The organism is Telluria beijingensis (assembly GCF_030770395.1).
Classification (GTDB): Bacteria; Pseudomonadota; Gammaproteobacteria; order Burkholderiales; family Burkholderiaceae_D; genus Telluria; species Telluria beijingensis.
This window is the reverse complement of the sequence record NZ_CP132480.1, coordinates 5,921,684-5,942,124: the sequence shown is the minus strand read 5'-3', so window position 1 is coordinate 5,942,124 and position 20,441 is coordinate 5,921,684. Positions and strand designations below refer to the sequence as shown.

Annotated in this window: 18 protein-coding genes and 1 rRNA gene; 7 read left to right on the top strand and 12 right to left on the bottom strand. The window is 68.5% G+C overall.

Annotation, left to right across the window (positions count from 1 at the left end):
* Positions 1–145: 145 nt before the first annotated feature.
* The 3 genes from Q9246_RS26205 to Q9246_RS26195 form a co-directional block, all read right to left on the bottom strand.
* Positions 146–406: a GAF domain-containing protein gene (locus tag Q9246_RS26205; protein ID WP_306394353.1), complete on the bottom strand. Its 261-nt coding sequence runs from the start codon at positions 404–406 to the stop codon at positions 146–148.
* A gap of 155 nt (positions 407–561) precedes the next feature.
* Positions 562–840 (bottom strand): hypothetical protein, encoded by a 279-nt coding sequence (locus Q9246_RS26200; protein WP_306394351.1) that lies wholly within the window; start codon positions 838–840, stop codon positions 562–564.
* Between the two features lie 383 nt (positions 841–1,223).
* Positions 1,224–1,817, bottom strand: a complete 594-nt coding sequence (locus Q9246_RS26195; RefSeq protein ID WP_306394350.1) for an EamA family transporter — start codon at positions 1,815–1,817, stop codon at positions 1,224–1,226.
* A 76-nt stretch (positions 1,818–1,893) separates the two neighbouring features.
* Between Q9246_RS26195 and gcvA the strand changes: the two genes are divergently transcribed.
* The 7 genes from gcvA (at position 1,894) to rrf (ending at position 11,847) form a co-directional block, all read left to right on the top strand.
* Positions 1,894–2,808 carry a transcriptional regulator GcvA gene (gene gcvA / locus Q9246_RS26190; protein WP_306394349.1) on the top strand — a complete coding sequence of 305 codons (915 nt, stop codon included), beginning with the start codon at positions 1,894–1,896 and terminating at the stop codon, positions 2,806–2,808.
* Complete coding sequence (locus Q9246_RS26185; protein WP_306394348.1) at positions 2,805–3,428, top strand: type 1 glutamine amidotransferase family protein; 624 nt, start codon at positions 2,805–2,807, stop codon at positions 3,426–3,428. The genes gcvA and Q9246_RS26185 overlap by 4 nt, the downstream gene beginning before the upstream one ends.
* 54 nt (positions 3,429–3,482) lie before the next feature.
* Complete coding sequence (locus tag Q9246_RS26180) at positions 3,483–5,009, top strand: TIGR02677 family protein (protein ID WP_306394347.1); 1,527 nt, start codon at positions 3,483–3,485, stop codon at positions 5,007–5,009.
* Positions 5,006–6,268, top strand: a complete 1,263-nt coding sequence (locus tag Q9246_RS26175; RefSeq protein WP_306394345.1) for a TIGR02678 family protein — start codon at positions 5,006–5,008, stop codon at positions 6,266–6,268. Before Q9246_RS26180 ends, Q9246_RS26175 begins: the two co-directional genes overlap by 4 nt.
* Positions 6,268–10,431, top strand: a complete 4,164-nt coding sequence (locus Q9246_RS26170; RefSeq protein WP_306394344.1) for a TIGR02680 family protein — start codon at positions 6,268–6,270, stop codon at positions 10,429–10,431. The genes Q9246_RS26175 and Q9246_RS26170 overlap by 1 nt, the downstream gene beginning before the upstream one ends.
* The gene (locus Q9246_RS26165; protein WP_306394342.1) at positions 10,431–11,636 is read left to right on the top strand and encodes a TIGR02679 family protein; all 1,206 of its coding nucleotides are present in this window, start codon (positions 10,431–10,433) and stop codon (positions 11,634–11,636) included. Before Q9246_RS26170 ends, Q9246_RS26165 begins: the two co-directional genes overlap by 1 nt.
* 98 nt (positions 11,637–11,734) lie before the next feature.
* Positions 11,735–11,847, top strand: a 5S ribosomal RNA gene (gene rrf / locus Q9246_RS26160).
* Between the two features lie 49 nt (positions 11,848–11,896).
* Here the strand turns inward: rrf and Q9246_RS26155 are convergent.
* The 9 genes from Q9246_RS26155 to Q9246_RS26115 are packed head-to-tail and all read right to left on the bottom strand — an operon-like array spanning position 11,897 to position 20,380.
* Positions 11,897–13,351, bottom strand: a complete 1,455-nt coding sequence (locus Q9246_RS26155; protein WP_306394341.1) for a cobyric acid synthase — start codon at positions 13,349–13,351, stop codon at positions 11,897–11,899.
* Entirely contained in the window at positions 13,348–14,220 is an 873-nt protein-coding gene (locus Q9246_RS26150; RefSeq protein ID WP_306394339.1) for a cobalamin-binding protein, read from the bottom strand. Before Q9246_RS26150 ends, Q9246_RS26155 begins: the two co-directional genes overlap by 4 nt.
* Positions 14,217–15,197 (bottom strand): threonine-phosphate decarboxylase CobD, encoded by a 981-nt coding sequence (gene cobD, locus Q9246_RS26145; RefSeq protein WP_306394337.1) that lies wholly within the window; start codon positions 15,195–15,197, stop codon positions 14,217–14,219. Before cobD ends, Q9246_RS26150 begins: the two co-directional genes overlap by 4 nt.
* Positions 15,190–16,122 (bottom strand): adenosylcobinamide-phosphate synthase CbiB, encoded by a 933-nt coding sequence (gene cbiB, locus Q9246_RS26140; protein WP_306394336.1) that lies wholly within the window; start codon positions 16,120–16,122, stop codon positions 15,190–15,192. The genes cobD and cbiB overlap by 8 nt, the downstream gene beginning before the upstream one ends.
* Positions 16,116–16,676: a bifunctional adenosylcobinamide kinase/adenosylcobinamide-phosphate guanylyltransferase gene (gene cobU / locus Q9246_RS26135; RefSeq protein ID WP_306394334.1), complete on the bottom strand. Its 561-nt coding sequence runs from the start codon at positions 16,674–16,676 to the stop codon at positions 16,116–16,118. The genes cbiB and cobU overlap by 7 nt, the downstream gene beginning before the upstream one ends.
* Positions 16,673–17,929, bottom strand: coding sequence for a cobyrinic acid a,c-diamide synthase CobB (locus Q9246_RS26130; RefSeq protein WP_306398274.1), 1,257 nt, complete (start codon positions 17,927–17,929; stop codon positions 16,673–16,675). The genes cobU and Q9246_RS26130 overlap by 4 nt, the downstream gene beginning before the upstream one ends.
* 29 nt (positions 17,930–17,958) lie before the next feature.
* The gene (gene cobO / locus Q9246_RS26125; RefSeq protein ID WP_306394332.1) at positions 17,959–18,585 is read right to left on the bottom strand and encodes a cob(I)yrinic acid a,c-diamide adenosyltransferase; all 627 of its coding nucleotides are present in this window, start codon (positions 18,583–18,585) and stop codon (positions 17,959–17,961) included.
* Positions 18,582–19,361 carry an ABC transporter ATP-binding protein gene (locus Q9246_RS26120; RefSeq protein ID WP_306394330.1) on the bottom strand — a complete coding sequence of 260 codons (780 nt, stop codon included), beginning with the start codon at positions 19,359–19,361 and terminating at the stop codon, positions 18,582–18,584. The genes cobO and Q9246_RS26120 overlap by 4 nt, the downstream gene beginning before the upstream one ends.
* Positions 19,358–20,380, bottom strand: coding sequence for a FecCD family ABC transporter permease (locus tag Q9246_RS26115; RefSeq protein ID WP_306394328.1), 1,023 nt, complete (start codon positions 20,378–20,380; stop codon positions 19,358–19,360). The genes Q9246_RS26120 and Q9246_RS26115 overlap by 4 nt, the downstream gene beginning before the upstream one ends.
* Between the last annotated feature and the right edge of the window lie 61 nt (positions 20,381–20,441).

The following is a 20,441-nucleotide window of genomic DNA, read 5'->3' as shown; positions in this document are numbered from 1 at the left end:
GGGCCGGATCGTGCAGCAAAGCTCCGCCGGCGGCCAATCGAATCTGCTTATGACAAGCTATCGTAGTTTCTTATTCAATAGTTAAAAACTAACAGAGATTTCAGAACGCTAATACCACTTGCCTGGATGATCACGGCCAGCGGCGCTACCGTCCGCGGCCGCGGCGCCCGATCTCCGCCGCCTGTCCGGCCAGCCGCGTCAGGATCTGGCGCTGGACCGCATCGAGCGTGCGTGGGCGGGTATCGATCACGCACAGCGAGCCGAGCGCGAAACCCTGGTCGTCGACGACCGGCGCCCCCGCGTAATAACGGAAATGCGGCGCCCCCGCGACCGCCGGATTGTCGGCGAAGCGCGGATCGCGGTCCAGGTGCGACAGCTCGCAGACCGTTCCTTCAAACTTACGCAAAGCTATCCATAGTTAACTTTGCTGTTGAATTCCTGCTTCGACGGGGCCGGTTTCACCTTGCGCTTCACGCGCAAGGCCAGCGGTAGGTTATCGTCAGGCTAGTTATAAAGAAAAACCCCACCAAGTGACCTTGGTGGGGTTTTTTGCTTTCCGGCTCACCTATCGTCGTGCTCACCACGACGTACGACCTGCAGATCCTGGATAGTCACCGGCCCCGCCCGCAACAGATTCATGGACGACACCAGGATCGCTGCCGCACGTTCGACCGCAATATCCGGCCCAGGTATATCGAGCAAAAAATCCCTTCCCTCGACGTACCCGCCGTTCGTGAAATCGACCCGGAATGCCAGCTTCACACGCCATGTCGAATGGGGATCCGCGACATAAGCCTCGGCCTCCGGATCGGTAACAAACGTCTGCGGAAGGTCAGCCATGCTTCTCACGCCTGCACTCCTTTCATCCCCGCATACAATCTTGCCCCGAACTGGTTCACATACAGANACCCGGAATGCCAGCTTCACACGCCATGTCGAATGGGGATCCGCGACATAAGCCTCGGCCTCCGGATCGGTAACAAACGTCTGCGGAAGGTCAGCCATGCTTCTCACGCCTGCACTCCTTTCATCCCCGCATACAATCTTGCCCCGAACTGGTTCACATACAGACCCTAATGCCGTTAAGTTAGCGTAAAAACCGTCGTTCCCGCGAAGGCGGGAACCTAATTCTGCGAGCGTTTCGACGACGTCAGCAGAACTTGGGTTCCCGCCTTCGCGGGAAGTCGTCACCTCCAGTGGAGGTAACGACGTGGTGGCTACTCTTAACTTAACGGCATTACACACAGACCCAGGATCACGAGCACAAAGGCCGCTGCTTTCCATGCTTGCATATCCTCCTGTAATACCACGACCGTATTGACCCTGCCAAAACGCTTGGACATGAGATTCCCGCACGCCCATGCGAGCGCTGCAAGAATGACTGCCGTCAGTCCCAGGATGGAAACATCGCCGCCAGTGTTCGCCCCGATAACGGCTATGCCGCCCAACGCAAGCAAGGCGCCGCCGACCTGGAAGTAAGTTGGCCGATCGCCGAGCAACCAGGCGGCGAGGGCAATCGTCAGAAAGGATTGAAGCTGCAGCGCGAGCGAGGCCAACCCGGCCGATATGCCAAGCGCCATTCCGCCAAACAGGAAGGCAAACTGCAGTCCGAACATGACCAGGCCATAAGCGACGATGCCGCTGAACGGAATGTGCGGCCTTTTGACGAAAAACACCGCCGGCAGCGCCGCGAATAAAAAGCGCAGCGCGCATAACAACAAGGGCGGCAACTCGTCCAGCCCGAGTTTGATGACGACGAAATTGCAGCCCCAAATGGCGACAACCCCGATCGCAGCGAGCAAATGCAGCGGTTTCATTACTGGTCTCCGTGAACAAAGCTCACGTTATATCAGCGGATGTCTCGCAGAAAAAACGCTTTATACTCACCAGATCATGAATGCCATTCACACATCAAACTCGTCGCTGCCGCCGATGCACACGCTGCGTGCGTTCGAAGCGATCGGACGCCTGCGCAGCTTCACGCTTGCCGCGGACGAGCTGCACGTGACCCACAGCGCCATCAGCCATCAAATGCGGGCGCTCGAGTCTTCATTGCGGACGTCCCTGATCGACCGCTCACGCCGAGAAATCGCGCTTACGCCCAAGGGCCAACAATTCCTGTCCGTGGTGCGTCCGGTCCTGCAGCAGTTGTTCGACGTGGCAGAGGCACTGCGTCATGCGGATGTACGACGCTTGCGCATCAATGTGCTGCCTTCCTTCGCCGCCCGCTGGCTGCTCCCGCGCATCGGCGATTTCTTCCTGCGCCATCCGGACATCGATGTCGACATCTCATCCACCCAGGCGATTGCCGACCTGGAAGCCTCTGGCGCGCACCTGGGTATTCGCTATGGCAGCGGGCAGTGGCCGGGGGTGCGCAGCGAACTTCTGTTCGAAGAGTGCCTGTTCCCGGTTGCCAGCCCGGCCTATCTGCGCGAGCACGGTCTCCATGCGAACGAGGATCTGATCCGCGCCACCCTGCTGCGCGACGACTTTCATCCGTGGACCGTCTGGTTCGGGCAAGACGGCGCGATCGACACGAACCAACAATACGGCGCCGTCTACCGCGATTCCGCGTTGGCCCTGCAAGCAGCCGAGAATGGCCAGGGCGTCGCGCTCGCCCGCAGCTGGCTGGTAGCCGATGCGGTCAAGGCGGGAACGCTGCGCCGGATCGGTTCTTCCAGCATTCCCGCCGCCGCCGCATACTATCTCGTCCTGCCGCGCGATGCCCACGCCACGGAAGAAGTACGCGATTTCACCACATGGCTGCGCAGCCATGCTGCAAGCCCATCGAACAAGGAAGTCCCATGAAACTCTATCTGGTCGTCGTCGACACCATGGCGGATTGGGAGATCGGCTATCTCACCGCGGAGCTGCACAGCCGCCGCTTCTTTGCCGATCCGTCGATGGATTTCGGCCTGCTCAAGGTCGGCATCACCCGCGACCCCATCGACAGCATGGGCGGCGTACGCTACATGCCGGACATGACGCTCGACGCGATCCAACTGCAGAAGGGCGACGTGCTGCTGCTGCCCGGCGCGGATATATGGAGCACGCCACAAGCCGATCCCATCCTGGAATTCGCCCGAGATGCACTCGACCAGGGGCACCAGGTCGCGGCGATTTGCGGCGCCACGGCCGGCCTGGCGCGTGTCGGCGCGCTCGACGAGCGCCGCCATACCTCGGATGACCTCGGCCTGCTCAAGCAAACCTGCCCTGGCTACCGCGGCGAGGCCTTCTATCGCAAGGAGGCGGCGGTGCGCGGCGATAACCTCATCACCGCCACGGGACTGGCGCCCGTCGAGTTTTCGTATGAAGTGCTCAAGATGCTGAAAGTCTGGCGTCCGGAAACCGCGAAGGCCTGGTATCGCCTGCACAAGACGCGCCAGGAGCGCTGGTACCACGAGCTCGTCGCATCGATGTCGGTTTGACGCATGCGCCGGTATGCCACTATAGTCATCCGGTGCCGATTCGCCGATTCCTGAATGATCGATCCCGCCCATCCCGCCACCAGCCTGTTCCGCCACGTCGCCACCGACAAGGCCGCGCATTACCGCGCGATCATGGAAACCTTCGCTGCCGCCAAGCGTCAGTTCCGCCTGCAGTTGCGGCCCGACGAGGTGCAGATCGAAGCGCGCTGGCCGGGCGCCACGCCATCGCTCGACGACATCCAGATGGCATTGACCCAGCTGGCGGACTGGGGCAACCTTGAGGTCCAGCCGGATACCGCCCGGGTCTCGAGCATCGAGGACTTCTATCGCGCCCGCTACCTGTACCGCCTTTCGTTGGGCGGCGAAGCGGTCGAAGCGGCGCTGCTCACCTTCGCGCAGACACTGGCGCGCCAGAGCGAGCTGCAGACCGTCGCGCTCGAGGACATCCTCACCGACCTCAACGCGCTGATCGCACTGGCGGCCGCGCCGGCGCCCGATGCGGCCAAGGTGCACACGGTATTGCGCGACCTGGTGCGTGTGTTCGAGCGGCTAGCCGACGAAGCCCAGGCCTTCATGGCCGGCGTCGCCCGCGCCATCGAGCTGCAGCAGGCCGAGGTGCAGGCGGTGATCGCGTTCAAGCAGCGCCTGATCGATTACCTGCAGCGTTTCGTCGGCGACCTGGTCGCCCGCTCCGGCATCATCGCCGCGCGCATCGTCGAACTGGACGCCGTCATCGAATCGCTCCTGATGTTGGCCGCCGGCCGCGAACGGCGCGACAGCGCCCCCGGCGCAAACGAGGCGGCGGCGCTCGAGGCGCGCCTGGTCACCTGGCGCGAACGGTGGCGCGGCCTGTCGCGCTGGTTCATCAGCGAGGGCCACATCCCGGCGCAATCCGAACTGCTGCGCGCCAGGGTGCGCTCGGCGATTCCCCAATTGCTGGCGGCGGTGGCGGCCCTCAACGAGCGGCGCAGCGGACGCAGCGACCGCTCGGCCGACTTTCGCATCATGGCGCGCTGGTTCGCCGATGCGCGCGACGACGACGAGGCGCACCGCCTGTGGCGGGCCGGCTTCGCGCTCAATCCGGCGCGCCACTTCAGCCTGCAGAGCGAAGCCGTCGCGCGCCATGAACAGCTGCCGGCCTCGACGCCGTGGGCCGATGCGCCGGCGGTGCCGATCCATCCGCGCCTGCGCGAGCAGGGCGAGGTCACGCCGCGCGGCGCGCCGCCGCATGTGCGCGACCGCGATGCCGAGCGGGCCATGCTGGCCGCCCACATCGCCGAAGAGCGGGCCCAGATCGACGCCGCCCGCGCCACGCTCGCCAATGGCCGGCCGACCAGGCTGTCCGAGCTGGAAAAGCTCGACGCCCATGCGTTCCGCCTGTTCCTGGCCCTGCTGGGCGAGGCGCTGGTGGCGCAGCGCGATCCCGACCAAGCGGTCGAATGCCATAGCGCGGATGGCTTGCTGCGCATCCGCCTGGAGCCGCTGGCCGATGGCAGCCGCGCCAGCATCCGCACCGCACTGGGCGTGTTTTCCGGACGCGACCACCTGCTGACCGTCACGCCAGCCGGAGACCGGCCATGAGCCGCGCCCGTCCCGGCGCCGCCCAGGTCGGGGACGTCCTGAGCCGCCACCGCGAAGAAGAGCGGCGCGATGCCTTGCGCGCGCTGCTGATGTGCCCCTTGATGACGGCGGCCCATCCGGACTTTGGCGCGGTGCGGCGGCATGCGCAGGAATTGCGCGACTGGTTCTCGCAGTCGGCCGGCTGGATCCTGCACGTCGAACACGATTGCGCGCGCCTGTACAAGCGGCCGGCCGACCTGGGCGACGCCACCCGCGGCGCGCCCGATTTCGATCGCCGCCGCTACATCCTGTTCTGCCTGGCCTGCGCGGCGCTCGAGCGCTCCGACCCACAGATCACCCTGCGCGCGCTGGGCGAACGGCTGCTGGCCCTGGCCGCCGATCCGGAACTGGCCGTGCGCGGCTTCAGCTTCCTGCTCGAGTCGCACCATGAACGGCGCGAGCTGGTCGCCATCTGCCGCTACCTGCTGTCGCTGGGCGTGCTGCAGCGGGTGGCGGGCGACGAGGATGCCTTCGTCAGCCATGCCGGCGACGCGCTGTACGATGTGCAGCGACGGGTGCTGGCCGGGCTGATGGCCAGCTCGCGCGGCGCATCGACCTGGCCCGCCGACAGCGCCCCGGCCACGCTGGATGCGCGCCTGGCTGCCCTGACCGAGGAATTCGTACCCGACAGCGACGAAGGGCGGCGCACCGCGATGCGCCACCACCTGGCGCGGCGCCTGCTCGACGACCCGGTGCTGTACTTCGACGAGCTCGATGGCGACCCTGCCATGCGCGCCTATTTCACGAACCAGCGCGGCGCGCTTGCCGCGCGCCTGTGCGATGCGACCGGGCTGGCGCCCGAGCAGCGCGCCGAAGGACTGGCCCTGGTCGACGAGGCCGGCGAACTGACCGACGTCGCGATGCCGGCCACCGGCACCGCATCCCACGTCACGCTGCTGGTGGCGGAATTCCTGGCCGGCGCCGAGCGCGCCGCACCCGGCGCGGCCGTCACCGAAGACGCGATACAGGAATTCATCCGGGAGGCGGTGCAGGAGTATGGCCGCTACTGGAACAAGGCCGCGCGCCTTCCCGGCGCCGAACAGGAACTGGCGCGCAATGCGCTGGCCCGGCTGGCGTCGCTGCGCCTGGTGCGGCGCGAAGGCGATGCCGTGCGCGCGTTGCCGGCCCTGGCCCGCTTCTCGCTAGGCAGCACCGACATCGTGGCGCGCAAGAGTCCCGCCAACCACACTGCCCCTGCGGCACAGACGGATCTCTTCTGATGACCGATTCATTATTCCTGACTGACTCCACCGCCCCCGAAACGCCGGCCCTGCCCGAACCGCTGCGCTCCCGCTGGCAGCCGCTGCGCATCGGCCTGGTCGAACTGTTTCACTACGATAGCGAGGAGTTCTGGTTCCACGACGGCCACCTGCTCTTGCGCGGCAATAACGGCACCGGCAAGTCGAAGGTCCTGTCGCTGACCTTGCCCTTCCTGTTCGATGCCAGCCTCAAGCCGTCGCGGATCGAACCGGATGGCGACCCTGGCAAGCGCATGGCGTGGAACCTCCTGCTCGGCAAGCATGAGCGGCGCATCGGCTACGCCTGGATCGAGTTCGGCCGCATCGACGAGGATGGCACGCCGCGCTACCTGACGCTCGGTTGCGGCCTGTCGGCGGTGGCGGCGCGCGCGCAGGTCGACAGCTGGTTCTTCGTCACCGAGGGCCAGCGCATCGGCCGCGAGCTGTGGCTGATCAATCCGCAGCGCGCGGTGCTGGGCAAGGACCGACTGGGGCTGGCGCTGGGCGAGCACGGGCGGGTGTTCGAGACCGCGGGCGCCTACCGGCGCGCGGTCGACGAGCGCCTGTTCCACCTGGGCGAGGCGCGCTACGGCGCGCTGATGGACACGCTGATCCAGTTGCGCCAGCCGCAGTTGTCCAAGAAGCCGAACGAAGACAACCTGTCGAATGCGCTGACCGAAGCGCTGCCGCCCTTGTCCGACGACCTCTTGACCGACGTGGCCGAGGCCATGAGCCAGCTCGAAGAATACGGCTTGCAGCTGGCCGAGCTGCAGGCGCTGGCGAAGGCGATCGGCGCCTTCAATGGCTTGTACCAGCGCTATGCGCGCGTCAATGCGCGGCGCCAGGCCCAGGTGCTGCGTTCGGCGCAGACCGGGTTCGACAAGTCCAGCCGCGAACTGAACGAAGCCCGCCTGGTGCTCGAGAAGGCCGCCGCCGAGGAGGCGCAGCAGCAGCGCAGGCTGGGCGAGATCGACAGCCGGCTGGCACAAGACCGCGCCGCGCTCGACGAGATCCAGTCGGACCCGCTGATGCAGGACGCGAACCGCCTCGGCCAGCTGGAGCGGATGGCGGCTGCGTCCCGCCACGACGCGCAGGCAGCGCAGGCGGACGTGCGCCGCAACGAAGAGCGGCATGCCCGCGATGGCAGCCTGCTCGAACAGGTGCAGGCAAGGGCCGAAGCCGCGCGCGCGGCGCTGGCCCAGGCGCACGCCACGACCGAGGCCCATGCACGGCAAGCCGGCGTGGTGGCGAAGGACGCCTGGCGCGATGCCGGTGCGCTGGCCGAGGCCGACGCCGCAGCAGCCTTGCCGGAGCGCGCCTGTGTCCAGCTGCAGCAAGGGCTGCGCCAACTGGCCGCACAGCGTCGCGCAGACATCGGTGTGGTCGAAGGACGCCTGCGCCAGGAGCGCGAGGCCGGGCAACGCCGCAGCGAAGCCCAGCGCACGCGCGACGACCGCGCCGACGAGTTGTCCGAGGCGAGCGCGCGCGCCACCGAGGCCGATGCGGCGGTGGCGACTGCGGGCGAAACCCTGGTCGCGGCCTGGCAGGACCATGCGGCAACGTTGCGCGAACTGGCGCTGGCCGACCCGGCCACGCTGTTCGAGGCGCTGGGCGACTGGAGCGCCACGCTGGAGGGCGACAATCCCGCGCGCCAGGCGATCGACGATGCGCAGCATGCCGCCAGCCTGCGGCTGTCGCAGCAGGAAGCCGAGGCGCGCCGGCAACGGGATGGTGTTGACGCGCAGCGCCTGGCGCTGGAAGCCGAACGTGCGCGCCTGGCCCTTGGCGAAGACCAGGCGCCGCCCGCGCCCTACCAGCGCGCGCCGGATGCGCGTGCTGCGTCACGTGCCGGCGCGCCATTCTGGAAACTGGTCGAGTTCAATCCTGGGCGCGCCTGGCTCGATGGCGAACAGGCGGGACTGGAGGCGGCGCTGGAGGCGAGCGGCATCCTCGACGCCTGGGTGGCGCCCGACGGTACGTTCGACGCGGCTGGCCCGGGCCTGGGCGATACCTTCCTGCTCGCGCGCAAGGAGCAGGCGTCGGCGCTGGCCGACTGGATCGTGCCTGCCGCCGGCGCGGCGGTCGACGCCGGGCAACTGCAACGTCTGTTGCGCTCGATCGCCTGCTCGGTGGCGGCCCAGGACGGCGCCGAAGCGTGGGTGGCGCCGGATGGGCGCTTCCGTGTCGGCCCGCTGGCCGGCGACTGGCGTAAGCCGGTTGCCGAGTACATCGGCGCCGCCAGCCGCGCCGAGGCGCGGCGCCTGCGCATCGCGCAGATCGGCGACGAGCTGGACACGCTGCGGCACGACCTGGCGCGGCTCGATGCCCAGCTGGCCGACCTGGGCGAGCGGCGCGCCCGCGCCGCGCAGGAATGGCGCAGTGCGCCGTCGGACGCCGAACTGCGCGCGGCGCACGTGACGGCCGGTGCGCTCGAGCGGCAGCGCCGCCAGTCGCTGGCCCGGCTGGCGCAGGCCGACGAGCGCCTGGGCGCGAGCGATGCCGCCTGGCGCGCCGCCCGCGAGCAGTTGATGAACGATGCGGCCGACCTTGGCCTGGCGCCGGAGGCGGCCGGATTGGCGCAGGCCGGCGCGGCCTTGATGGCGTTCGAGGGCGCGCTGCACGACCTGCTGCTGCGCAGCGCCGAGGTGCGCCACGTCTGGCCGGAGCGCGAACGCCAGGCCGCGCGCACCGACGAACTGGCGCGCGACCTGGCCGCCGCGCGCGAGCTCGCCGTGCAGCGGCAGGCGGCGCTGGACGAGGCCGAGGCCCGGGTGCGCAGCCTGCGCGAGCGCGTGGGCAGCCAGATCGGCGAACTCGAAGCCAGGCTGGCGCGCTACCGCAGCGCGGTCGTGGCCGGCGAGCAGGCGCAGCGCCAGGCCACGCTGGACGCCGGACAGGCCGGCAAGGACCTGGCGCGCAGCGAGCAGCGGGTGGAAGACGCGGACCGTGCCCTGGCCGAGCGCCAGGAAGCACGCCAGCAGGCGGTGCATGCACTGGAACGCTTCTGCGCCACCGGTCTGCTGGCGGTGGCGCTGCCCGAGCTCGACACCGATTTGCCGTCCTGGACCATCGATGGCGCGCTCGGCATCGCGCGCCGCGCCGAGCAGGCCTTGCAGACGGTGACGGCGGACGATGCCGAATGGTCGCGGGTGCAGAGCGCATTCTCGCACGACTACACCGGCCTGCTGACGGCCCTGACCGCGCTCGGCCACCAGGCCCAGGCCGAGACTACCGACTTCGGCATGATCGTGACGATCATCTACCAGAACCGCCCGCAGCGCCCCGACCTGATCGAAGCCAGCCTGCGCGACGAGATCGCGCAGCGCCAGGCCTTGCTGACGGCGCGCGAAACCGAGGTGCTCGAAAACCACCTGCAGGCCGAAGTGGCGGCGGCGATCCAGCGCATGCTGCGCGAGGCCGAGGCGCGCCGCACCGCGATCAATGCCGAACTGGCGAAGCGGCCGACCTCGACCGGCGTCAAGTTCCGGCTCGACTGGCAACCCTTGCCCGAAGGGGCGGATGGCGCGCCGGTTGGCCTGGAGGCGGCGCGCAAGCGCCTGCTCAACACCAGCTTCGACGCCTGGTCGGCGCAAGACCGGCAAGTGGTCGGCACCATGCTGCAGAACCGCATCACGGCCGAGCGCACCCGCGCCGATGGCGAGAGCGCGAGCCTGCTCGAGATGCTGGCGCGCGCGCTCGACTACCGGCGCTGGCACCGGTTCCGTGTCCAGCGCTGGCAGGACGGGCAATGGCGTCCGCTGGCGGGGCCCGCGTCGAGCGGCGAACGCGCGCTCGGCCTGACCGTGCCGCTATTCGCCGCGGTGTCGAGCTTTTATACGCACGGCGGCTCGAAGGACGCGCCGCGCCTGGTCTTGCTGGACGAAGCCTTCGCCGGCATCGACGACGCGGCGCGCGCCCACTGCATGGCGCTGGTGCGCGAGTTCGATCTCGATTTCGTGATGACCAGCGAACGCGAATGGGCCTGCTATGCCGAGCTGCCCGGGGTCTCGATCTGCCAGCTGCAGCGACGCGAAGGCATCGACGCGGTGCATGTCTCGCGCTGGCGCTGGGATGGGCAGGCGCGCCGGCTCGAAGGCGATGGAGTGCGCCGCTTCCCGCCCGCGCTCGATGCCGGGGCGGCCTGATGGCGGATCTTGCGCGTCTGGAGCGCCTGCTGGGCGGCCCGGCCCTGGCGGGACTGCGTGCGCGCCTGCGCAAGCGTTACGCGCAGGGGCGCGATGGCGGCACGGTCACGCTGGGGCAACTGGACGATGTCGAGCGTGCGGCGCTATGCGGCATGCTGGGACGTCCGACCGCGTCGGGGGCCTCGCTGCGCTTCGAGGTCGCCGACCTGGACGACGTTTTGCTGCACAGCGGCGCGGCGGCGTCCTTGCGCGAAGCGCTCGAGCTGCTCGATGGCCCGATCCACGATCTCAAGGCGCAGCGCACGACGGCTGCGCTGGCGTGGAGCGACTTCCATACCTCGCTGGCCGAGCCGCGCCTTGCCGCCTTGCTGGCGCAGCCGCGCGCGCTCGGCGCCCTGAAGCGGGCCTGTGGCGGCGAGCCGGCGACGGCGGCCGCGCTGTGCGGCGACGCCGCGAAGGTGCTGGCGGCGCTGCCGCGCCAGGGAAGCACGCGTTCGCAGCTGGCGGCCCAGGTGCTGGGCGACGCGCATGCCCTGGACAATGGCCGCCCCGTGGCATCGCTGGTGCTGGCTGCGCTGCGGCATGCGCTGGCCGATGAGCTGGAGGAGGGCGAGCAGGAGGAGTCGGCACGCACGCAATGGGCGGCGGTGGGCATCCTGGTCAATGAGCTGGCGCGGCCGGCGCTGGCGCTCAATTTGCCGGGCAGTGAAGAGCGGCGCGGCGAGCCCGATTACCTTTCCCTGCGTGCGCTGGTGCGCACGAGTCGGAATTGGGAGGTCGCGCAGCGTGATGTCTTTGTGTGCGAGAACCCGAACGTCGTCGCGATCGCGGCCGATGTCCTGGGTGCGCGCTGCGCGCCGCTGGTCTGCACTGACGGCATGCCGGCCGCGGCGCAGCGGGCCTTGCTGTCGCAGCTGGCGGCGGCAGGGGCGCGGCTGCATTATCACGGCGACTTCGACTGGCCGGGCATCGCGATCGCCAATGTGGTGATGCAGGATTTCGGCGCGCGGCCATGGCGTTTCGGCGAGCAGGACTATCGCGCGGCGGCCGGGGCGGTGGCCATGTCGAGTCGGCGGCTGGAGCCGCGCGGTCGGGATGCCTGCTGGGACATCGGCTTGAAGGATGCCATGCTGAGGCTGACCACGCCGGTCGACGAGGAGGCAGTAGTGGATGTCCTTCTTGCAGATTTATTGAGAGGTTCATGAAACCGGCCTTGCGGACTGCATAAGCCTTTGCTATAGTCTCGCTCCTCGACGCAGACGCCACCTCACGGTAGCGAAAGCGAAGATTCGTACAAGTCATGCCTGATGACCATAGCAAGTCGGTCCCACCCCTTCCCATCCCGAACAGGACCGTGAAACGACTTTGCGCCGATGATAGTGCTGCAACCAGTGTGAAAGTAGGTTATCGTCAGGCTAGTTATAAGAAAAACCCCACCATGTGATCATGGTGGGGTTTTTTGCTTTCAAGCTCTCAACTCCATCAGCTTTTCCATCAGCCCCTCAACCGAGTCCGCAATCCGCTCGAGACTCGCTTCGCGCAACTGCGCCGTGTCGACGATATGTTCGCTGCGCGAACCGGCCCACCGGAGCAGTGCCCTGCAGGCTTCCGGATGATCGAACAAGCCGTGCAGATAGGTCCCGAGGATCTGGCCATCGTCCGACACCGCGCCTTCGGCCCGCCCAGCGATCGAGAAGGCGGGCGCCTTCATTGCCGCGCCATGCGACACACCCATGTGGATCTCGTACCCACTAACCATCCCGCCGTTCTCGCTGAACGCACACTCCCCTTCGACCCGCGTCAGCCGCTTCTCGCGCGTCAGCTCAGTCTCGATCTCCAGCAACCCGAGTCCTGCCGACACCCCAGGCGCACCTTCGACCCCATGCGGATCGCACACGGTCCGTCCCAGCATCTGGAACCCACCGCATACGCCAATCAGCTTGCCGCCATAACGCAAATGCCGCGCGATCTGCTCGCGCCAGCCCTGCGCTTCCAGCCAGGCCAGATCCCCGCGCGTATTCTTGCTCCCCGGGAGAACGATCAAGTCAGCCCCGGGAATCGCCTCACCCTGCCGCACGAAGCGCAGGTCGACATCCGGATGCGCGCGCAGCGCATCGAAATCCGTGTGATTGCTCATGCGCGGCAGGCTTGGAACCACGACCCGAAATGCTCCCTTGTTCACTTGCGCCGCCTGCACCGCATCCTCGGCATCCAGGAACAGGCCGTGCAGATACGGCAGCACCGCCAGCACCGGCTTGCCGGTCTGTCGTTCGAGCCACTCCAGCCCCGGCTCGAGCAGCCTGATATCTCCGCGGAAGCGGTTGATGACGAAGCCGATCACGCGATCGCGCTCCGACTGCGACAGGCAGGACAGCGTTCCAACCAGGTGCGCAAAGACGCCGCCGCGATCGATGTCCGCCACCAGCACCACCGGGCAATCGACTGCCTCGGCAAACCCCATGTTCGCGATGTCGCGGTCGCGCAGGTTGATCTCGGCCGGACTGCCCGCGCCTTCGACGATCACAGTCTCGTACTGCGCCAGCAAACGCGCATGCGATTCGAGTACCGCTTCCATCGCGACCGGCTTGTACTGGTGATAGTCGCGCGCATTCATGTCGGCCCGCACCTGGCCGTGGATGATGACTTGCGCGCCGATGTCGCTCGATGGCTTGAGCAGCACCGGATTCATGTCGGTGTGCGGTTCGATCCCGGCGGCGATCGCCTGCAGCGCCTGCGCGCGGCCGATCTCGCCGCCGTCGCGCGTCACCGCGCTGTTGAGCGCCATGTTCTGCGGCTTGAATGGCGCGACCCGGATGCCGCGCCGCTTGAGCAGACGGCACAGCGCCGCCACCACCGTGCTCTTGCCGGCATCCGACGTCGTGCCCTGCACCATCAGGGTCCGGTAGGGAAAGGCGCTCATTTCGGACGCCGCTGGCGCGCCTGCTCGAGCACCTCGCACATCGCGGCCGTGCCCTGGACCATGCGCGGCCCGGCGCGATTGAGCAGATGGCCGTCCAGCGTGAACAGGTTATTGCTGCGCACCGCGGCCAACGTGCCGTAAGGCTTCCACAGGTCGACGCCCCCGTAGTTCTTTTCGGCGGTGGCGATGATTGCCTCAGGGTTGGCCTGCAATACGCTCTCGATCGAGACGATCGGTGCGGTCACCGTCAGCTTGTCGAAGATGTTCTCGCCGCCGCACAGCTTCATCGCATCGGTCAGGATGTGCTTTCCGCTGAGCGTATACAGCGGCTTGTCCCACACCTGGTAGAAAGTGCGTACCGGCGCGCGTCCCGCGTAGCGCGTGCGCAGGCCGGCCAGCTGCTCGCGCAGCTGGGTCGCGGTCGTCTTCGCCGCCGCCTCGGTGCCGAGCAGCCGGCCCAGGCGCAGCACGCTGTCGGGAATGCCGTCGAGGGTCTGCGGGTCGCTCTGGAATACCGGGATGCCCAGGCGGCGTACCATCTCGATCTGCCGCTCCGAACTGTTATGGCGCCAGGCCACGATCAGATCGGGCTTCAGCGAAATCAGGAGTTCCATGTCGATTTCGCGGTTCGAGCCGATGCGCGTGATGCGCTTGGCCGCCTCGGGATAGTCGCTGTAGTTGACGGCGCCGACGATCTGGCCGCCGCCGCCCGCTGCGAACAGCAGTTCGGTCACGCTGGGCGCCATCGACACCACCCTGACCGCCGGCTTGTCGACGGTCACCGGCAGCCCCGCATCGTCCTTGACCGTGATCGCGGCCTGCGCCGAGACCGCCCAGGCGGCGGTCGCCAGCAGCATCGTTTTCTTCATTGCTTGCTCCATTCGTGAAGTGCTTGTTCCAGACGCCGCCAATCGTGTTCTTCGGCAGGCAGGCCGACGCGGACGCCGCGCGCCGCAGCGCGGAACAGCCGGCACCAGATGCCGCGCGCGGCCATGTGTTCATGAAAATCCTCTGGCCGCACCTCGGGCCACCAGCGAAACAGCGGCGTACCCGCGCTGGCGATGCCGTGCGCGCGCAGCAGACTTTCCATTCGTTCGCCGGCCTGCGCAAGATGCGCCTGCTTTTCCAGTTGCCAGCGCGTGTCGCGCAGCGCCTGCACCGCGACCTCCTGCGCCGGGCCGCTGACAGCCCACGGCCCGAGCAGGTCGGCCAGGTCCACCAGCACGCGCTCGTGCGCGGCGACGAATCCCAGCCGCAGTCCAGCCAGCCCGAAGAACTTGCCGATCGAACGCAGCACGATCAGGCCTGGTTGCGCCGCATGCGGGGCGACGCTCAGCGCCGGCGCCGTATCGCCGAAGGCTTCGTCAACCACCAGCCAGCCGCCGCGCGCATGCAGCCGCGCCGCCCAGTCGAGCAGGCGCTCGGGTGGAATGGTCTCGCCGGTGGGGTTGTTCGGATTGACCACTACCACCACGTCGCTATCGTCGACCGCGGCCTCCAGCCCCGCATACGGGACCAGGCGCCGCGCATGGCCGTGCAGGTTCCAGTGGAGCGCATGCTCGGCATACGACGGACTCGATACCGCGACCCGCGACGGCGGCCGCAGTCGCGGCAGCGCCTGGATCGCCGCCTGGGTGCCGGCCACCGGCAGCAACTGCGGTGCGCGGTAATAGGCGCAGGCCGCCGCGAGCAGGGCCGGGTCGGGTTCCGGCAGGCGGTGCCAGGCCGCGCTCGATGGCGCTGGCGCCGGATAGCCATGCGGGTTGATCCCGGTCGACAGGTCGATCCAGTCGTCGCGCCCGTAATGCCGCGCAGCGTCGCGCAGGTTGCCGCCGTGTTCAAGCATAAACGACTCCAATCGCCAGCAGGCAGGCCACGCCGGCCCACAGCAAGGTCGTGTGCAGCACCAGGCGCCAGGCGCGCAGGATGTCGCCGGCGCGGGCGGCCGGACCGGCGCCCAGGGGCGGCCGGTGTTCGACTTCGCCATCGTAGACGGCGGCGCCGCCCAGCGACACGCCGAGCGCGCCGGCGCCGCTGGCCATCACCGGCCCCGCATTCGGGCTGCTCCAGGCCGGGGCCTGGGTGCGCCAGCACTGCCAGGCGCGCGCGCGGCCGCTGCCCGCTAGCAGCACATACGACAGCGCGGTCAGGCGCGCCGGCACGAAATTGAGCGCATCGTCGATGCGCGCCGCACAGCGGCCGAACAGGTTGAAGCGTTCGCTGCGATAACCCCACATCGCATCGAGGGTATTCGCCAGCCGGAACAGCACCGCGCCCGGCCCACCCAGCAGGATGAACCAGAACAGCGTGCCGAACACGGCATCGTTGCCATTCTCGAGGAGCGATTCGGCGCTGGCCTTGGCCAGGTCGGATTCGTCGGCGTTCGATGTATCGCGGCTGACGATGCGCGCGGTGAGGGCGCGCGCCTGCGCCAGGTCGCCGTTGCCCAGTGCCCTGTAGATTGGCAGGGTGTGGTCGCGCAGGCTGCGCAGGCCGATGCAGAAATACAGTAGCGCCGCATGCAGCCACAGGCCGGCGGCCTCGGTCAGCGCCAGGGCCAACGCACTGAGCGGCACGACGGCGAGCGTCCAGGCCAGAAAGCCGCGCGCCAGGCGCGCCTGCCCGTCGTTGAGACGGCGCTCGATGAAGCCCGCCAGCTTGCCGAAGCCGACCAGCGGATGCCAGCGCCGTGTCTCGCCCAGCAGCAGGTCGAGCGCGATGCCCGCCACCAGCAGCAGCGCGATGGTGGGGAGCGACAGCCCAATCAGCACGAAGGCCCTTTCAGTACCAGCGGCAGGCCGGCCGCCACCAGCACCGCGCGTTCGGCGCGCGCCGCCACGGCCTGGTTCAGGCGACCCGCCTCATCGGCGAAGCTGCGCGAGATCGCGCCCCAGGGCACGATGCCCATGCCGACTTCGTTCGACACCAGGACCAGGTCGCCGGGCAGGCCTTCGTCCAGCAGGTCCAGCAAGGCCGCGCGTTCTTCGTGGAAGCGGGCCGGCAGCTCGACCGCGCCGACCTCGGGATAGTCACGGCCATCGCAGAACATCAGGTTGCTGAGCCACAGCGTCAGGCAGTCGACCAGCACCAGGCGCCCAGGCGCGCATGCAGCGCGCAGCGCCTGCGCCAGCGCCAGTTCCTCTTCGACTGTCTGCCACTCGGCCGGACGCCGTTCGCGGTGGTGGCCGATGCGCGCGGCCATCTCGCCATCGCCCGCGCGCGAGGTCGCGACGTACACGACCTCTTTGCCGGATGCCTGCGCCAGGCGCTCGGCATACGCGCTCTTGCCCGAACGCGCGCCGCCGAAGACCAGGGTGACGCTCACGGCGTCGCTCCGAACAGCGCAGCCACCGCGCGCGGATTGGATGGAAAGTAACCGTGGAAGTAGGACGCGAACAGCGAGCCGACCCGGTAGGCGGCTTCGCCCTGGGCGCCGGTGCGCTGCTTCACGGTGTGCGCTGCCGGCGTTACCGGGGAGTCCAGCAATGAATAGTGGAAGGTATGGCCACGGATCTCGCCCTGCGGCGTCGGCATCGCATGCATGCCGAGTCCTCCCAGGCGCTTCTGCATCCTGACCTCGCCCGCCAGCAGGCCGGCCATCTCGTAGCGGCGTCCCTCGCCGTCGGTCAGGCCATCGGCAAGCGCCATCATGCCGCCGCATTCGGCGACGATCGGCACGCCGCGCGCATGGACGGCGCGGATCGAGTCGCGCCAGCGCTGGGCGGCCTGCAGTTCGGCGCCGTGCAGTTCGGGATAGCCGCCCGGCAGGTAGACCGCATCGGCGTCTTCCGGCACCGGTTCGTCCGAGAGCGGCGCGAAGTAGGTGATGCGCGCGCCGAGCTGTTCGAGCAGGTCGATATTCGCCGGGTAAACGAATACAAAGGACGGATCGCGCGCGATCGCGATCGTGCGCCCGGCCAGCAGCGGTGGCACTGGCGCCGGCGCGGTGGAAGAAGGCGCCATGATGGGCAGCGTATCCCACGCCGCTTCATCGAACTCGATGCTATCGGCCAGCGCATCCAGGATGCGGTCCAGCTCCTCGACCTCGCCCGGAACCACCAGGCCCAGGTGCCGCTCGGGCAGCGCCTCGTCCTGGCGCGGCAGGGTGCCGATCAGCGGGATGTCGCGCAGCGATTCCTTCACCATCGCCGCATGGCCCGCGCTTGCCACGCGGTTGGCGATCACGCCCGCCATCGCCACCGGACCGTAGTCGCGCAAGCCCTGCGCCACCGCGCCCGCGGTCTGCGCCATGGCGGAGGCGTCCAGCACCGCGAGCACAGGGATCCCGAACTCGCGCGACAGGTCGGCCGCCGACGGCGAGCCGTCGTACAGGCCCATCACGCCTTCGACCAGGATCGCGTCCGCGTCGCGCGCGGCGTCAAGCAGGCGCTGGCGGCAAGCATCGACGCCGACCATCCACAGGTCGAGGTTGTGGACCGGCGCGCCGCAGGCGCGTTCGAGCAGCATCGGGTCGATGAAGTCGGGGCCGCACTTGAACACGCGCACGCGCTTGCCCATGCGGACCAGGCGCCGCGTCAGCGCGGCCGTCACCGTCGTCTTGCCCTGGCCGGACGACATCGCCGCCACCAGGGCCACGCGGGCGCCGCTCACCACTCGGTCCCCGCCTGGGCCGCGATGCCGGACTTGAACGCGTGCTTGACGACGTTCATCTCGGTGACCGTGTCGGCGATTTCGACCAGCTCGGGCGGCGCGCCGCGGCCGGTGATCACCACGTGCTGCATCACCGGACGGTCGAGCAGGTCGGCGATCACGGTGTGCACGTCGAGGTATTTGTACTTAAGGGCGATGTTCAGTTCATCCAGCACCACCATGCCGATCGCAGGATCGGACAGGAACTGCCTGGCCAGCGCCCAGGCTTCCCCGGCCTTGGCGATGTCGCGTTCGCGGTTTTGCGTTTCCCACGTATAGCCTTCGCCCATCGCATGGAAGCTCACCTCGTCGGGAAAGCGGCGCAGGAAGGTTTCTTCGCCGGTCGACAGGGCGCCCTTGATGAACTGGACCACGCCCACCTTCATGCCGTGGCCGAGCGCGCGCGCCACCATGCCGAACGCGCTCGAGCTCTTGCCCTTGCCGTTGCCGGTATTGACGATGACGATGCCGATCTCCTTGTCGGCCGAGGCGATCTTTGCATCGATGACCGCCTTCTTGCGCTCCATGCGGGCGCGGTGGCGTTCGTTCAGGGCGGCGGTCTGTTCTGGCGTCATGTCGGTCATGCGGAACCCTCCTTGGGAATGAAGATGCGGCGGCCTTCGTGCTCGATCATGTCGATCGGATGGCCGAGGTAGTCGCCCAGCAGCGCCGGGCGCATGATCTGGTCGTTGGCGCCGGCCGTCCAGCGGCCGTCGCCCATCAGCAGCAAAGCATGCGTGGAAATGCGGCAGGCCAGGTTCAGGTCGTGGCCGATCATGACCACGGTCCGGCCCTGCTCGCGGCACAGGCGCGCCAGCAGGCCCATCACGCTCACCTGGTGCGCCAGGTCGAGCGCATTGGCCGGTTCGTCGAGCAGGAGCAGTGGCGTCTGCTGCGCCAGCAGGGCGGCGATCGCCACGCGCTGGCGCTCGCCGCCGGACAGCGTACGCACGTCGCGCGCAGCCAGGTCGTCCACTTCCATCGCCGCCAGCGCCTGCATGGCGGCCTGGTGGTCGTCGCTGCCTTCCCAGTAGCGGTTGGCATGGTAGGGATGGCGCGCCGACAGCACGCTTTCCAGCACCGTATAGGCGAAGGCGTCGTGGCGCGACTGGGCCAGGAAGGCGCGCTCGCGCGCCAGTTCGGTCAGCGGCCAGTCGCGCAAGGCGCGGCCATTCACCTGGACCGAGCCGCCGTTCGGCGACTGCAGGCCGGCCAGGGTGCGCAGCAGGGTGCTTTTGCCGGCGCCATTGCGGCCGATGACGCTCCAGCATTCGCCGGCGCGCGCGGTCCAGTCGAGGCCTTGCACCAGGGTGCGCTGGCCGACGGTCAAGAGCAGGTCGTGGGTGGAGATGGTGTTCATTTGCGCAGCCGGTGCAACTGGTAGAGGAAGACCGGAGCCCCGATCATTGCCGTGATGGCGCCGACCGGCAACTGCTGCGGTGCCACGATGGTGCGCGCCAGCGTATCGCACAACACCAGGAAGGCGCCGCCCGCCAGCGCGACGGCCGGGATCAGCACCCGGTGGTCGGGCCCGAAGGCGAAGCGGCAGGCGTGAGGGACGATCAGGCCGACGAAGCCAATCGAACCGGCGCTGGTGACGGCGCTGGCGGTGAGCAGGGCCGAGACGAAGAACAGGCCCTTGCGCAGCGCGCCGACGCGCACGCCCAGCGTCACCGCGTTCTCGGCATGCAGCGCGACCATGTTCATAGCGCGCGCATTGCGCATGGCGAACAATAGGCAGCCGGCCAGCACCAGCCACGGCACCACGCGCAGCGGCGCGCCGGCCAGGTCGCCGATCAGCCAGAAGATCATGCTGCGCAAGCGGCCCTCGGGCGCGATCGCCAGCATCAGGGTGACGATCGAGCCGCACAGGGCCGAGACGATCACGCCGGTCAGCAGCAGCATCGAGGCGCCACCCTCGGCCGCCTGACCGCTGCGCAGGTCGCGCCGCGCCAGCAGGTACAGCAGCATCGCTACCCCGATGGCGCCCGCCAGCGCGGCCGCATCGACCACCAGCACGGAGGCCGACAGCAGCAGGGCCAGCAGGGCCCCGACCGAGGCGCCGGACGAGACGCCCAGCACATACGGGTCGGCCAGCGGATTGCGCAGCAGCGCCTGCATCATCAGGCCGGCCAGGGCCAGCGCGCCGCCGGTCGCGAACGCCACCAGCGCGCGGCTGGCGCGCAGCTCGAGCAGCGAGGCGGAAAGTGAGTCCGGTTGGCCGTTGGCCAGCTGGCGCAGGGCGTCGGGAATCTCGTCGAGCGGCACCCGGATCGAGCCGGTCATGCCCGCGAACAGCAGGGTGGCGATGGAAAACGCCAGCATGGCGCCCACGATGAGCGTGGCGCGTTGGCGGAGCGGAGGGACGGATGCTTGCATGCTGGCCCTGATGGTTGATCGGTTGCCCGCGGCATCGCTGCCGCGGGCGTGGGGTTGATAG